Annotated in this window: 20 protein-coding genes; 9 read left to right on the forward strand and 11 right to left on the reverse strand. The window is 62.2% G+C overall.

The genetic code is table 11. The annotated features are described in order from the left end of the window. Positions 1-7 precede the first annotated feature (7 nt). Positions 8-436: a CBS domain-containing protein gene (locus AB8A50_RS10755; RefSeq protein WP_093762031.1), complete on the reverse strand. Its 429-nt coding sequence runs from the start codon at positions 434-436 to the stop codon at positions 8-10. 237 nt (positions 437-673) lie between these two features. Continuing rightward, positions 674-1,450, reverse strand: coding sequence for a rhomboid family intramembrane serine protease (locus AB8A50_RS10760; protein ID WP_439077638.1), 777 nt, complete (start codon positions 1,448-1,450; stop codon positions 674-676). A gap of 579 nt (positions 1,451-2,029) precedes the next feature. Here AB8A50_RS10760 and AB8A50_RS10765 point away from each other — a divergent pair. From AB8A50_RS10765 to AB8A50_RS10775, 3 genes are all read left to right on the forward strand, one after another. Further along, a complete protein-coding gene (locus AB8A50_RS10765) occupies positions 2,030-2,587 on the forward strand; it encodes a PAS domain-containing protein (protein WP_089264908.1) in 558 nt (185 codons plus the stop codon). Between the two features lie 149 nt (positions 2,588-2,736). Beyond that, a complete protein-coding gene (locus tag AB8A50_RS10770) occupies positions 2,737-3,351 on the forward strand; it encodes a PilZ domain-containing protein (RefSeq protein WP_089264909.1) in 615 nt (204 codons plus the stop codon). A 331-nt stretch (positions 3,352-3,682) separates the two neighbouring features. Next, the gene (locus AB8A50_RS10775; RefSeq protein ID WP_089264910.1) at positions 3,683-4,306 is read left to right on the forward strand and encodes a transglutaminase-like cysteine peptidase; all 624 of its coding nucleotides are present in this window, start codon (positions 3,683-3,685) and stop codon (positions 4,304-4,306) included. Between the two features lie 251 nt (positions 4,307-4,557). On the opposite strand, the gene AB8A50_RS10780 is transcribed toward AB8A50_RS10775, so the two are convergent. The 3 genes from AB8A50_RS10780 to AB8A50_RS10790 form a co-directional block, all read right to left on the reverse strand. Next, complete coding sequence (locus AB8A50_RS10780) at positions 4,558-4,797, reverse strand: hypothetical protein (protein ID WP_439064307.1); 240 nt, start codon at positions 4,795-4,797, stop codon at positions 4,558-4,560. A gap of 65 nt (positions 4,798-4,862) precedes the next feature. After that, complete coding sequence (locus tag AB8A50_RS10785; protein WP_439077639.1) at positions 4,863-5,237, reverse strand: hypothetical protein; 375 nt, start codon at positions 5,235-5,237, stop codon at positions 4,863-4,865. A 155-nt stretch (positions 5,238-5,392) separates the two neighbouring features. Then, entirely contained in the window at positions 5,393-5,689 is a 297-nt protein-coding gene (locus AB8A50_RS10790; protein ID WP_175365517.1) for a hypothetical protein, read from the reverse strand. A gap of 108 nt (positions 5,690-5,797) precedes the next feature. On the opposite strand from AB8A50_RS10790, the gene AB8A50_RS10795 reads away from it, so the two are divergent. Genes AB8A50_RS10795 through AB8A50_RS10805 form a run of 3 tightly spaced genes read left to right on the forward strand, consistent with a single transcriptional unit; the run spans position 5,798 to position 6,508 of the window. Beyond that, on the forward strand, positions 5,798-6,079 hold the full coding sequence (locus AB8A50_RS10795; protein WP_068731903.1) for a hypothetical protein: 282 nt from the start codon (positions 5,798-5,800) through the stop codon (positions 6,077-6,079). A gap of 8 nt (positions 6,080-6,087) precedes the next feature. Beyond that, the gene (locus AB8A50_RS10800) at positions 6,088-6,366 is read left to right on the forward strand and encodes a hypothetical protein (RefSeq protein ID WP_439077640.1); all 279 of its coding nucleotides are present in this window, start codon (positions 6,088-6,090) and stop codon (positions 6,364-6,366) included. Next, entirely contained in the window at positions 6,335-6,508 is a 174-nt protein-coding gene (locus AB8A50_RS10805; RefSeq protein WP_170849843.1) for a hypothetical protein, read from the forward strand. Before AB8A50_RS10800 ends, AB8A50_RS10805 begins: the two co-directional genes overlap by 32 nt. Before the next feature lie 78 nt (positions 6,509-6,586). Here the strand turns inward: AB8A50_RS10805 and AB8A50_RS10810 are convergent, their stop codons facing one another. Further along, a complete protein-coding gene (locus tag AB8A50_RS10810) occupies positions 6,587-7,117 on the reverse strand; it encodes a gamma carbonic anhydrase family protein (protein WP_089264916.1) in 531 nt (176 codons plus the stop codon). Between the two features lie 48 nt (positions 7,118-7,165). Beyond that, positions 7,166-7,495 (reverse strand): DUF6949 family protein, encoded by a 330-nt coding sequence (locus AB8A50_RS10815; protein ID WP_093762015.1) that lies wholly within the window; start codon positions 7,493-7,495, stop codon positions 7,166-7,168. Between the two features lie 229 nt (positions 7,496-7,724). Here AB8A50_RS10815 and AB8A50_RS10820 point away from each other — a divergent pair, with 229 nt between their 5' ends. Continuing rightward, the gene (locus AB8A50_RS10820) at positions 7,725-8,432 is read left to right on the forward strand and encodes a hypothetical protein (protein WP_439077641.1); all 708 of its coding nucleotides are present in this window, start codon (positions 7,725-7,727) and stop codon (positions 8,430-8,432) included. 777 nt (positions 8,433-9,209) lie between these two features. Here AB8A50_RS10820 and AB8A50_RS10825 read toward each other — a convergent pair. From AB8A50_RS10825 to AB8A50_RS10835, 3 genes are read right to left on the reverse strand one after another with little or no spacing between them, the layout of a single operon-like run. After that, positions 9,210-9,815, reverse strand: coding sequence for a hypothetical protein (locus AB8A50_RS10825; RefSeq protein ID WP_439077642.1), 606 nt, complete (start codon positions 9,813-9,815; stop codon positions 9,210-9,212). A 4-nt stretch (positions 9,816-9,819) separates the two neighbouring features. Beyond that, positions 9,820-10,458 carry a hypothetical protein gene (locus AB8A50_RS10830; protein ID WP_439077643.1) on the reverse strand — a complete coding sequence of 213 codons (639 nt, stop codon included), beginning with the start codon at positions 10,456-10,458 and terminating at the stop codon, positions 9,820-9,822. Then, positions 10,455-11,162 carry a MotA/TolQ/ExbB proton channel family protein gene (locus AB8A50_RS10835; protein WP_439079957.1) on the reverse strand — a complete coding sequence of 236 codons (708 nt, stop codon included), beginning with the start codon at positions 11,160-11,162 and terminating at the stop codon, positions 10,455-10,457. The genes AB8A50_RS10830 and AB8A50_RS10835 overlap by 4 nt, the downstream gene beginning before the upstream one ends. Before the next feature lie 248 nt (positions 11,163-11,410). Between AB8A50_RS10835 and AB8A50_RS10840 the strand changes: the two genes are divergently transcribed. Both AB8A50_RS10840 and AB8A50_RS10845 read left to right on the forward strand, forming a co-directional pair. After that, the gene (locus AB8A50_RS10840; RefSeq protein ID WP_439077644.1) at positions 11,411-12,790 is read left to right on the forward strand and encodes a histidine kinase; all 1,380 of its coding nucleotides are present in this window, start codon (positions 11,411-11,413) and stop codon (positions 12,788-12,790) included. Next, the gene (locus AB8A50_RS10845; protein ID WP_439077645.1) at positions 12,787-13,437 is read left to right on the forward strand and encodes a response regulator; all 651 of its coding nucleotides are present in this window, start codon (positions 12,787-12,789) and stop codon (positions 13,435-13,437) included. The genes AB8A50_RS10840 and AB8A50_RS10845 overlap by 4 nt, the downstream gene beginning before the upstream one ends. A 72-nt stretch (positions 13,438-13,509) precedes the next feature. On the opposite strand, the gene AB8A50_RS10850 is transcribed toward AB8A50_RS10845, so the two are convergent. After that, on the reverse strand, positions 13,510-13,728 hold the full coding sequence (locus AB8A50_RS10850) for a DUF3126 family protein (protein WP_068736180.1): 219 nt from the start codon (positions 13,726-13,728) through the stop codon (positions 13,510-13,512). Between the last annotated feature and the right edge of the window lie 80 nt (positions 13,729-13,808).

The raw sequence follows: 13,808 nt of genomic DNA on the forward strand, positions 1-13,808 counted from the left end.
GGCGGGCTCAGGCCGTCGCAATATATTCGCGCAACGCTTCCTGTTCGCGTTCGAATTCGCGCAAGCGAAATTTGACGACGTCACCGATCGAGATCAGACCAACGACCTTCTCGTCCTCGATAACGGGCAGATGCCTGAATTTTCCGGTCGTCATCTTTTCCATGATTGCACCGACCGTATCGGCCGGTTTGCAGCCAATGACCTTGCGCGTCATCACGGCGCTCACGTCTTCATCCAGCGCCGAGGCGCCGCGTTCTCCGATCACCCGCACGATATCACGCTCAGACAGGATACCATCGATGTGGTGATGGCTCATCACCAGCACGGCACCTATTCTTCGCTGTGACAGCATCTGCACCACCGACGAGACCTTATCGTTCGGCGAGACGCTGATGATCTGGTGGCCTTTGGAATCGAGAATTGCACGTACCGTCATTGTCGCCTCCTAAGTCGACCATGCCCTTTGTCGGGCGCGGTCTTTCATTCTAGGGTCGTCAGACAGATGCAGTGTAACAGCGCAGTTCAACAGTCGTTCAGATGTGGTGATCGCACTGAAACACCGTTCGCGCCGGGAACGGGATCGACCTCAAGGGCCGAACCTGCCAACGTGAGTCACCTGTCGAATACATAAGATGGATCAAATGCGTCGGCCTCGCAAGAAGCCGGTACGCGCTTAATGCAGGTCGGAGATGTCCGGAGACGACGTTTGCGAACCCGTGCGCTGCAACCTCGGAATAGGATCGAACAGCGAGAACAGCAGCAGCCCAGCGAAGAAGCCGCCGATATGCGCCTGCCACGCAACGCTCGCCCCTTCCGCGCCGATCGCAATCGAGCCAACGCCAAAGATGATGTTGACGCCGAACCAGACCGCCAGAAATCCGATCACGCGTGGATCGCGCAATGAACGCAGCAGCGGAAGCGCCGGCACACGTGCCGCTTCATCGGCATCGCCGCGGTTGAACGACAGAAAGCTGCCGCGCACGAAGGCAAACCGGATGGCCGCCGCCATCGCGCCGGAGACCGAAGCCGAGGCGCCGATCATCGGGGCGAGTGCGTGTTCATGGGTAACCAGATGCGCGGCGGCGCCAGCCACAGCCGTCACCGCCATGAAGATGAAGAAGCGGACCGCGCCGAAGCGCCGCGCCAGCGCGCTGCCGAACGGCAGCAGCCACAACACGTTGAAGCCGATATGGCTGAGATTGGCGTGCAACAGGGAGTAAGTGACGAAACTCCATACTTTGGCGCCATTGCCGCCGGGGAAAGGCATCGACAGCAGCGTCTGGTCGTAGCGCTTCGGAATGAAACCGAAGACCTCAATGGTCCAGTATTCCAGATCCACCGGCAGCAACATGCGGATAATGTGGATCACGGCAAGCAACCCGACATAGGCCGTCAGCGCCCCCGGCAGGGTCAGGATCGGTTCGCGCGGGGGGGAATCCAAGGTGTCCAAGGGGATAACGGCCTGTCAGCGGCTCTGGCGAGCGATGCCCCAGATAGTCGGCTTTGCCGGTACCGCGCAAGCTCGGGATCGCCGCAGGACAGCAAACCCGCTTGAAAAGAAAAAGGGAGAGCCTCTGAGAAAGGCTCTCCCGGGTCCGTCTTGATCTTTTCCCGCGGATGGATGTCCCGGTGTGCCGGACGAGCCGACATCCCCACCCCTCCCCGCGTGACGACCAATTCTGTTTTCAGCCACCTGTTTATCGAAGCGCGTCACGAACTGCTGGAGACAGTCCGCTCCGCTCTGGAGTGAGCAGGAGACTACCGGCAATCCCCGCGTTGCCAAGCGCATGCTTAACTTAGAGTTAACGGCGAACTGGTCCACCCGCTCCGAAACCGGACGGTTAATGAGATCCTAACAATCATAGTAAACTTAACCTTAACGGCGGATACCCGCCCGAACGCGGTGGAAAACACGCCTTCGGCATGGACGCTGCAATGACTGATCTGCACAACATGTAGCGGCGAGCGATGGATGGATTCGGGACAGAAATGTCCCCGATCCACTGCAAGCCGGGTCAGGATCAGGCGAATGAAACATCCATCCAGCCGCGCGTTCTTCGCCTATTGGGACGACAAACGCGGTTTTGCGCGCGCCCCCGATCGGAGTGAGCTGGAACCCGGCCCCGTCCGGGAGCTGCTCGGCGACATCTTCGTGCTGTCCTATGACCAGCCCGTCGAATTCCCGTTCCGCGTGGCCGGCACAAGAGTTTGTGCCCTGCTCGGCCGCGACCTGAAGAACCAGCCGTTTCCGTTGCTGTTCGCCCCCGAGTGTCGCGACGAGATCCGGGACATGATCACCGTCGTATCCGAGGAGCAACTCGTCGCCGTTGCTGGCGTGACCGCAATGACCGAATTCGGTCAGAAGGCGCATCTGGAACTGCTGTTGCTGCCATTCGCGACGCGCGCGCATTCCCCTATCAGCCTGACCGGCCTGCTGGCGCCCATGTATGAAGTCCGCGGCCGGCTCGGCGCATTCCAGCTGACGTCGTTTCGCTATCTCGCCCACCAGCCGCAGCGCTTTGCGCCGCGCGCCCTGCGCAAATTGCAGGTTGCCCGCGGCCTTATGGTCTATGAAGGGCTGCGCTGAGCAGCCTTCTACGGACGCCGCTCATTATAAGTGTCGCGCACAACAATCACGCCAACTGGTTGCGCCAGTTCGGTATTTGCTAACGCGGCGTTAACCCTACGGGCCGTAGGGTCGGTCGAAACTCGACCAGCATGACCGGCACGACACTGATGGCGTTCGCGCAAACAAAATCGATTCTTCCGTCTGCAGAAGAACGCCGTCGCTTTCAGCGGGTGAAAGTGCACCTGCTTGGCCGCTATATGCTGCCGGATCGCCGCGAATTTCCGTGCCAGGTCATCAATATGTCGCCCGGCGGCCTCGCGCTGCTCGGTCCCGGCATCGGCAATGTGGGCGACCGCGTCATCGCCTATCTCGACCATATCGGCCGCGTCGAAGGTAAAATCACCCGGATCATCGACAACGGCTTCGCCATGACCGTGGGTGCGACACCGCGCAAACGCGACAAGCTGGCAGCCCAGCTGACCTGGCTGGCCAACCGCGACATTCTCAATCTGCCGGAAGACCGCCGCCACGACCGTATCGTGCCGCGCAACCCGATGGTGCTCCTCACGCTCGAGGATGGCGTCCAGATGAACGGGCGGATTATCGACCTGTCGCTGTCCGGCGCCGCCATCGCGGCGGAGAAGCGCCCGCTGCTGAATTCGATTGTCATGCTCGGCCGAATCCAGTCCCGCGTGGTCCGCCATCTCGAAGAAGGCTTCGCGCTGGAGTTCTTCCACGAGCAGTTGGCGGAGACGCTCGAAGACAGCGTCAACGCCCGGTAAACGGCCGAACGTCCCCGATCCTCGTTTTTCAATGCCCTGAAGGCGCTATACGCGTCAGCGGATACCGTTGCGCGTCATCTGCACGCGGTCGCGAGGGGTTAATTTCACGCCGCTTTGCATACGCAAGTTCCTGAATTGCAGCATTCAAGCCATTAACGCGTAAAATTTGAATCAAATACAATTAGCTAAAATTTGAATCGCATTCGATTCAAGTATAGTTCGAATTCGCTGCTCCTTTTACTTGTAATCGCTTCAATTGTACTTGAGCGATTTAGCGGCGACGAAAATCCTTTGTGCGAAACATGGTCCCAACAAGAAAACGGGGGCCACAATGTTTGGTAACAAGGGGCGATACTTCGGACTGGCCGTTTTAGCAGTCCTTCTTGGAGTGACTTCGTCGGCACGTGCCGGCAACGAAAAACTCTACGCAAGCCTGGGCGACAGCACGCGCGCACCGATCGGCTGGGTCGAGTTCTGTTCAGATAATCCCGCGGACTGCCGTGGCGGCGCAACGCAAGCACGTGACATCGTCATCACGCAGACTGCGTGGAAGGATCTGGTGCGGGTCAATCGCTGGGTCAACGAGACCATCAAGCCGATGACCGACATGGATCATTGGGGCGTGATCGAAAAGTGGTCGCTGCCATCAGACGGTTACGGTGACTGCGAAGACTACGTGCTCCTGAAGCGCAAGATGCTGATCGAAGCAGGCTGGCCACGTGAGGCGCTGCTGATCACCGTGGTGCGTGACAAGAAGGGCGAAGGCCACGCCGTGCTCACGGTGAAGACGGACAAGGGCGAATACGTTCTGGACAACCAGAATGAGAACGTCCTCGCCTGGACCGAGACCGGCTACCGCTTCGTCAAGCGTCAGTCACAGAGCGATCCGAATGTGTGGGTCTCGCTCGGCGACAACCGTCCTGCAGTGGCTACGGCCAGCGCGCGGGATCGCTAAACAACAATACGAATTGGAGACACGCGACCCGGTCACATCCCCACCCCTCCCCGTCCCAGACCGGATCGCGCGCGGCCAGCTCTCCCCCAAGAGCTGGCCGCAACTTTTTGGGGGTGATGCTCGCGCAGCTTGCGGCAGGAAGCGGCCGACGACGCGTGGAAGCAGATGCAGGCTTGGCTGACAAAGTACAAAATACTGGGCTGATCTCAGACGGCCGTCTGAGAAACCCGAACCGACAAAAAATCGCCGCGCTAGTCGCGGCGATTTGCGTTTCGGTCGATGGTGCCGTCGGGCCGATAGCCGAAGCGGACGAGTGCAATCGCTGTCAACCGCTTTCCGAACCGGCGCTCGAACTCACAGAACATCCAGACGAAAGCCATCACCAGCGCAAAGACGGTGGTGACGAACAGTAGCGTGAGACTGGCAATGTCGAGGGTCATGGTCATCGTTTCGATTTTGCAAAACGCGTACCAGACAATCTGACCAGCCATGATGTAGCTCCAGCACAGCTATGCTGGAGCCGACGAGGTAATCAGGTGGCGTCGCTCAAGGCCGATCAGTCACAAACCTCGACACGACCCACCCGATATCCAGCCGGTGTCCGTACGCGCTTACGCGTTATGTAACATCCGCCTTCGTCATCATAACCGCCATAAGCGTAGGGGTACCCACCGTAATACGCATAGGGGCCGTAGCCGTAGTAGCCGCCATAAAGACCGGCGCCGGCGAGGCCAAATCCCAATCCTATTCCAGCACCGCGAAATCCACGGCCGAAGCCGCCGCCATGCCAGCCACCACCACCACCATGGAATCCACCGCCGTGGAATCCGCCGCCACCATGCCCGCCGCCACCGCGCGCCGATGCGGCTGTCGGCGCTACCAGCGCGACTGCGGCAAGGGTCAACAGACCAAACACCAATTTGCGTAACATCAACTACACTCCGTCACGGGTCACTTACAGCGCCGCCCTGTCAGATAGGTAGCTCTTTCGTTCGCGGACCGCCACGGTGTGACGATCAATAGCCGTCACTTGTTCGCGACTGTCGGTTACGGTGTGTTGCTGAACGCCTATCGCGCAACGTTGCGCTAGCACCCCTTGCAGATGCTCTTCACCTTGCGATCGACGGCGCGATCCTGCGCATCGACCGCTGCATCGCCCGTCGCCGGCTTGCCATCGGGCGACGCCTGTCCGGTCCCGCTCGCGCCTGCCGTGATCCCGGTCGCGGCGCGTCCACCGCTCGCATTCGCCGTGCCTGCACTGTTGGTACCCGCAGCGCCGCCCGTCGCGCCGCCACCTGCACTGCCAGATTGGGCGAACGCCGCAACTGAGGACAACAGGACGGTAGCCGTTGCAGCCGCGATGAGTTTCGAGGAATGCGCCATTGGAAATCTCCTTTGGCGTTCAACGAGACCAGCGGAAACGGGTTCCGTTGCGGGAACGAATTTGGCGCCGGCGGCTTGAATCCCTGACATTGCCGAGGAGAAGCCTGCGTGTCCTGGGACAAGCCGTTTCGCGAACCGATCGAATTGCCCGACGGCAACACGCTGGTGTCGTTGCGCGACGCCGGCGCTTACATCACACAGCTGTCACCATCTGAACACGATGCGAAGGAGTGGCAAACCGCGATGCATTGCCTGATCGAGGCGGCTGACTACGGCGGCCCTGTCAGTTTCGCGCGGCTCGGCGTTGCACAGGCGCTGCATCGCCATCAGGAGAAAGTATTCGACCCGACGCGCAAGCGATCGCGCTGGCGCAAGCCGGGCCTCAGTTAGCAGATGTCATGCGCAAGCTGATCGACTTCGACGACGAGACCCTCGACAAGCTCATCCAGCTCGGCCGCGACCGTATGGCGACGACGCAAGAACTTGCCGATGAAGCTTTCGCCGACCTCCTGAAAAAGCACGGCGTTCCGATCGATCTCAAGGATGCGCTCTGCAAGAGCGTGAAAGCCACCGGTCCATCATCCGCATCAAGCCCCAACACTGCGATGCGCCCTGCCTCGTCACGTCCAGCAAGGAAGAAGGCCCATGCCAAACGATCCGCAAAAAGATCCATTTGAGGAAGGCGAGCGTGCCGCCAGTGAGGGCATTCCTGCCGAGGCCAATCCCTATCAGGACGGCACCGAGGAGCATTCGCTATGGAGCGCCGGCCACGAGCGCGTGGCCGGCGAAACAGAAGCCAATGAGTCCGAAGGGACGTGATCGCGCTGCAGGGCTCTGGCTTTTTGTTGAGACGCGTTTTCCTGATGCGACCCGGTACCCGCTTCGCTCGAAAACGCTCTAGCCGATCTTCTTGAGACCTTTCTGGAAGCGCGGGCCGTTCGCCGCATAGAACCGCGCCGCGCTGCCCATCGCCGTCACCTGCTCCGGCGACAGCGTGCGAATGACGCGCGCCGGCGATCCGATGATCAGCGAATTCTCCGGAAACTCCTTGCCCTCGGTGATCACCGAGCCGGCGCCCACGATGCTGTTCTTGCCAATCTTTGCACCGTTCATCACGATCGAGCCCATGCCGATCAGCGCGCCATCCTCGATGGTGCAGCCGTGCAGGATGACATTATGGCCGACGGTGCAGTTCTTGCCGATGGTCAGGGGAAAGCCCTTGTCGGTATGGCACGTGCAGTTGTCCTGCACGTTGGAGCCTTCACCGATTTCGATCCATTCGTTGTCGCCGCGCAGCACCGCGCCGAACCAGACACTCGCCTGCTCCAGCAAACGAATCTTGCCGATGACATCGGCCGTGTCGGCGATAAAGTAATTTCCGCTAGCCGGAAGATCCGGTCCCTGCCCGTCGAGTTCGTAGATTGCCATGATTTAGTGGTCTCCCTTTGCGGGAGACACTGCCACGGATTCTTGCGCTTAGGCCAGTATGCCCAGCGCTTCCAGGGTCATCACGATCAAGGTGCCCGACATCAGGCTCCAGATGCCCGACAGCACCGTCGCGATCATCACGAACTGAATGCGATGCTGCTCGGCTGCACCGTTTCGGAGCGTGTTGCGCATGATGATGAAAGGCGCCGTGAAGACCAGCAGCGGCACGGCTGCGAAGGCTTCAGGGGACGGCCCCTGCTGCAGCAGGCTGAAGCTCGGGGGACGTTTGGCAAAGGCCTGATAGGCGCTTGCAATGGCGCCTGCGAGCGCGAAGCCAATGCAGAGCTGGAAGAATGAATTCAACGCATCGGGGGACATCGAAGCTCTTTCACGGCACATACAAACACCGCCCTGCATCGCAAAATGCGAAGCTCCCCGCCAGCATAACGTTAATAAAGGGTTAACGGCACGGTCGGGAACCGCGCGCGGTGCATGGCTCCCGGATACCGCCTGCGGCGAGGTGCGCGAGGCCGTTAACCATCGGCTGGCATATTCGCGGTTGATTCGCCCACCCGGTACACCGTCCCAGTTCCAATTTAGCGTGCGCATGTCTCTGCTGTTTCCGACCCACCCGACGACGCGGCCGCGGCGCCGCCACCGCCGCAACCACGTCGTACCGATGCTGATCGGTGCAGCGCTTGCAGCCCCCGCTATCGCAGTGGTGGCGTATCTGTTGTGGCCAACCTGGCAGAGCCAGAAGCCCGGCGATCCCGACCGCATTCCGGTGAGCGTGGGCGCCACGTTGTTCAATGTCCCGACCCATGCGTTTCGCCGCAAGGTGCAGAAACATTCAGGGCCGCAGGAACGCGTCGATCTGAGCTATGTCTATCCATCGCTGGAAGCGAGCAACCTGCCGAGGCATGTCAGCGTCGAGAATTTCGATGAGAACGCACAGCCGATCGATCGCATCTTCGTCTCGATCTCGGCGCATCACGATGCAACCTCGCCGGACACCCGCTTGCGCACGATCTATCCGCGCTATATCGACCGTGCGACATCAAGCGAAGACGGCTTGAGCACGCAACCATTCCGCGACAACTCGCCCTACAGCAATGAAGATCTGTTTCTCGGCACAACGCCGGCGCTGGTGGCGCGCTGCACGCGCGACGGTGCCACGGAAGGCATGTGCATGAGCGACCGCCGCATCGGCGGCGCCGATCTCATTTTCCGCTTTCCGCGTAGCTGGCTTGCGCAATGGCGCGACGTGGGCAATGCGATGGATCGACTGACGATGCAGCTCAGCGGGCTGCGCTGATCGCTCGCGGCGTCATTTGCGTCGATCATCGGATGCAATTGTCAAACAGCCATGCGCTCGCAGTCTCGCGGCGCCCATGGCGTCCGAGGTGTGAGCAGTCCCCTCAAAGGATGAGGGGTGGCGACGCGCCGTGAGGCGCAAGGGTGGTTTCTGTCGCGATCCGCTCCACCGGAACGCCGGCAAGCTGCAACCGCGCAACGCCTCACGGCGCGCCACCGCGGCGATTTCTGTCCCCGGGACCGTTCTTCCGGGCAAAGGCGCAGAGCTCCGCACTCCGCTGATCCCGACGGTTTCCCGCCGTTCACCAATGCCACGTCCAGCCAGCATGAGTGGCAGACCCCCGTAGTGGGGCCGGAGTAGTGGGGCCGGACGGTGACCCAAGGCCTCCCGAGTGCGCGGGGTACGTCACCCCACACCCGCAGGCGCCGCATCCCTGTTCCACCTCAAGACACCTCATGAAGCGCCCCTCGCGAACCGGACAATTCGGACAATAATCCTTATAGGTATATTGTGCAGGAAAAAATGTTGGGCGCTGCCCCGCCCCAGCTCCGTCATTCCGGGGCGCGGGCGCGCCTTCGCGCACGTGAACCCGGAATCCCGACATGTTCAGCGCAAAACACAACGAGATTCCGGGTTCGCGTCCGGCAAGTGCCGGCCGCGCCCCGGAATGACGAGCAAGGACAAAGCCCCGGAATGACGTTAGAGCAAAACACTCTGAGATTCCCCGCCACCCCAAGCGGAGCTGCGCGGAGTTAATGCTCGCGCCGGCCATCGCCGCTACGGCACATCTTTGGCTGGCAGGACGGGCACGGGCATTGGGGCGAATGTGATGGACTGGGAGTCGCCGCGCATGAAAGCGGGGTCCAGCAGGCCACCGCCGGACGGATCGCCGCCGGGCTCGCCGCTAGCGAACAACGCACCTGGCGGTCCCCCTGGTGGCAACTCGCCCTCGCCGGATCCGAATTGCGCGGCACGCCCGCCTTGCGGATGACCCGCGGCGATCTCAGTGCGTGCCCGCTCGGCCTTGCGCGCGAGCGCAGTGGAGTAAGGCCGCCGATAGGCCCGCGGCGCCCCGCTCGGGAGATTGTCATCGTCGAGGGCCTCGACCCACATGTGGATGGCACCGGGCTCGCCCTGGGCGATGTTGGGCTCGACGCTGCGCACCCACAACAACTGGAAGTTCGGCGGCAGCGGATCGTCCGCCGACCAGCCGAGCAGGCCCTGGGTGCGGAAGAACACCAGCACGTAAAACGCCGAAGTCACCGCCACCGCGCCGGCCTTCACCGGCCACGGCAGCCGCGTCCGCACCACCGCCAGCAACAGCAACAGGCCGAGCAGCGCGTAGCCGAATGACAGACCGAGAATGCTGGCTTGCAGGCTCATCGCTTCATCCGGCCTTGCGCTCCCTGTACCGCTTGTTCAGCATCCGCACGAGCGATGTCTGGTCGTGATTGACCTCCGTCACGTTGCCGGCCTTGTCCATGATGAAGCGCACCGCGGTTGTCTCGGCGCCGCCATGATCGACATTGACGGTGTCGTAGTGCACCACCTGTACTTTCGGATTCAACTTCTCGACCTTGACCGTCACTGGCACTGGCTGTCCGGTCAGCGCCGCGAAATGGTAGATGTTGACGATGTATTCGCCGGCCACGATGCCGCGCAGGCTGACGATCTCCTGGCGGATCGGCGACCGCACCTTCTGGCCGTTGACCATGATGAAATCGTTGAGCCCGCCGCGGTCATCGCGGTCGAGCACCATGAAGCCGGTCTCGCGCCGCCGGTACCATACAATGTTGCCGAGCGGATCCTGCACGAACATGTCGATGTCGTCCGGGTGTTTGTCGGGCCAGCTCACCGTGATCATGAATTCCAGCTTGGGATCGACCTTGCCTTCGTCGTCCTTCGTCTTGATCGCCAGCAGCGCTATGAAGAACAGGAAGGCGATCACCTGCAGCGCTTTGAACAGCATGACGCCGAGCGGATCGAACGGTGCTTCCTTGCCAGAGAATTCAAACTCGTCGATCACCTCGCATGCTCCGCTTCACGTTCGAGCAGCGACACGGCGTGAACGTCGATGACGCCGACGGCAAAGGCGAACAGTTTGGCGGTCGCATCCTCCAGCATGTAATACTGGATGCGGATCAGGATCGAACCGATCAGCCCCGCCAGCGTGGTATACATCGCCACCGCCATGCCCTCGCTCATCAGGTTCATGGAGGCCTTGATGGCGCCCTGATTGCCGGTGTCGAGGCCAGCGATCGGCGCCAGCATCATGATGAAGCCAACTATCGTGCCGATCAGGCCGAGTTTCATCAGCGTGTCACCGGCAAAGCCGCCGAAGCCGTTCGAGCCGCGCAAATTTCCGGCGAGACGACGCAGCAGCAGCGTCTGGTCGAGCTGCCGACCGCTTTGCAGTGCGGACTTCACGGCGAGGTCGCGGATATGCGACGCCATCAAGCCTTTTGGTAACGCACCGACGCCGTCGATCGCGACACCGTCGCCGGCCACGACGATGCGTTGGCCGCCCTCCGCGAATAGCTCCGCTGCACCCCGCGCTGCATCGGCTTCGCGCGACACTGCGATCAGGCGCCACAGGCAATGCAGCGACGCACCGAAATAGAGCAGTACGATCACTGACGAGATATAGGTGCGATCGACGGCAAGCATCTGCCGCACCAGGCCATAGTGCCAGAGCAGAACCGCGGCGAACAGACAGAGCCCGGTAAACATCAACCAGTGCAGCAGCGGCGCGCGATCTGCCGGATCGAGATGATGCCGGCTCACCACATGTCCCTCCTGCTGGTTGTTTCACCGATCACGATCGGCGATTGGCTTCAATCTGCCGCCTGTACGACTGAGCCTCCAAGGGCATCGCACCCGCGACATACTGGGCAAATTGCCCAAACGATGCAGAACCGCTTGCCAGACCACGGCGCGTGCCGCTTTAATATCAATGTCTCACCGCGGGGAATGCGATCATGCGCCTGCTGATACATCTCGTTCTTCGTCTCGTCGCCGTGGTGCTGCTCTGTCTGGCCTGTACGATCGGATGGATTCTGGTCGATGCGCACCGCACCATCGAGGCCGACACCGCCGCCTCCGCCGACCGCGTCGCGACAACCCTGCAGAACCTGTACTGGCGCGAATTGCTGTGGCGCGACGGCACTTACCGCGATGCACTGCTGCCGCTGCCGGACTGGAAATCCATTGCCACCATGAAGGTGATCGCGCCAGGCGTGTGCATTGACTTCCGGCTCGGCAGCGCGCCGCCGTTCGACCTGTGCAGCCAGACCGAAGACATCGGCAGCCCGGCGCCATCATGGTTCGTCAGTCTCTACGGCGCGCTGTTCGGGCCACATGCCACGGAGACGCGGCCGCTTACCGTACGGCAGCGCGATGCCGGCACCGTGCAAGCCCGTGTCGACCCCGCCACCGCCGTGCGTCAGGCATGGCGGCAGGTGACCGTGATGGTCAGCATCGCCGCGGCGATGGCGCTGGGCATCAGTCTGCTCGCGATCCTCCTGATCGGTCATGCGCTGATGCCGGCCCGGAGCATCGTACGCGGCCTGCGCCGCCTCGAACATGGTGACCATGGCCATCGCCTGCCCGCTTTCGGCGCCACCGAATTCAGCCATATCGCCCGCGCCGTCAACGATCTCGCCGGCCGTCTCGCGGCCACCACTGCCGAACGCGTCGCACTGACCAAGCGACTGTTTCAGGTACAGGAAGAAGAACGCCGCGCACTGGCGCGCGATCTGCACGACGAGTTCGGCCAGTGCCTCACCGCCACCGCGGCGCTCGCCGCAGCCATTGAGGCCGGCGCCACGCCGTCCCGTCCCGATCTGGCCGACGATGCCCGCGCCGTCGCCCGCATCACCGGCCAGATGATGACGACGCTGCGCAGCGCGCTGGCGCGGCTGCGCTCGCAGGATCTCGAGGAACTGGGATTGCAGGCCAGCCTTGTGCAACTGGTGGCGCAGTGGAATGCGAGCACAACGCGGCGCGCCGTGTTTCACCTCGACGTAACCGGCGATCTCACCGCCGTCCCCGCAGAAGCCGCCGTCAACATCTACCGCATCGCGCAGGAGTGCCTCACCAACGCCGCACGCCACGGCCGGCCGCAGCACGTTCATCTCCGCGTCAGCCATGGGGAAGAGGCCCGCGACGCCATCGCCGTCAGTGTCGAGGATGACGGCGGCGGCGACGCCACGCAGGCCCACACCGCCTCCGGTCACGGCATTCTCGGCATCCGCGAACGCATCGCAGCGCTTGGCGGCAGCCTGTCGATCGCCCCGGCGGCACACGGTATCCGCGTGGCCGCGGTGATTCCGCTGCAGCCACGACAAGCCGCGGCATGACCGCCGTCAGCATCCTGCTGGTCGACGACCATCCGGTGGTGCGCGAAGGCTATCGCCGGCTACTGGAGCGGCAGGCCGGTTTTCGCGTCAGCGCCGAGGCCGAGGATGCCGCTGCGGCCTATCGCGCCTATCAGGCAGAGCGCCCGGACGTGGTGGTCATGGATCTGTCGCTGCCCGGCCCCGGCGGGCTGGAAGCGATCCGGCATATCCGGCAATGGGATCGCACCGCGCGCCTGCTGGTGTTCACCATGCATGCGAGCGCCGCATTCGCGCTGAAAGCGTTCGAGGCTGGCGCCTGCGGTTACATCACAAAGAGCAGCCCGCCGCACGAACTGGTGCGCGCCATCGCCACCGTCGCCCGCGGCGGACGCGCATTGAGCGAAGACATCGCGCGCGAAATCGCCAGCGAGCGGCTCGGCAACGAACGGTCGCTGGTGGAAGATCTCGGGCCGCGCGAAACGGAAATCCTGCGGCTGGTGGCGTCAGGCTGGACCACGGAGCAGATCGCGACGTCGCTCAATCTGAGCACCAAGACCGTGCAGAATTATCACTACCAGATCAAATCGAAGATCGGCGCGCGCACCGACGCGCACCTGGTCTGGCTTGCCACCGCCGCCGGCCTGGTCGCGCCGGACAACGCGGCCTAGCGTGTGGTGCCCAAGCGCGAAGGCCCGCGCTTGCGCTGATCTCGCCGCCGCCAAGCGGGGCAAGGTGCCTGCTCAGCCGTTATCGACGAGGTCTTCTTCCAGGATCGCCATCTGGAACTGGAACGAGCGATCATCGTCTTCGTCATCGACGAACAGCACGCCGATGAATTCTTCGCCGATATAGACTTCGGCGGAGTCGTCCTTCTTCGGGCGCGGCACCACGCGGAGCTTCTGGTTGCCGAACACGCGCTTGAGATAGGCGTCGAGCTTTCTGACTTCCTGAACGTCCACAGGTGTCTCCAATGCAGTTGATGTCTGTTGAGCTGATGGAGAGAAGCTTTAATGCGAGATCACGGCCACGGCTAGGCCGT

The sequence above is a fragment of the Tardiphaga sp. 841_E9_N1_2 genome, from assembly GCF_051811065.1.
GTDB classification, from domain to species: domain Bacteria; phylum Pseudomonadota; class Alphaproteobacteria; order Rhizobiales; family Xanthobacteraceae; genus Tardiphaga; species Tardiphaga robiniae.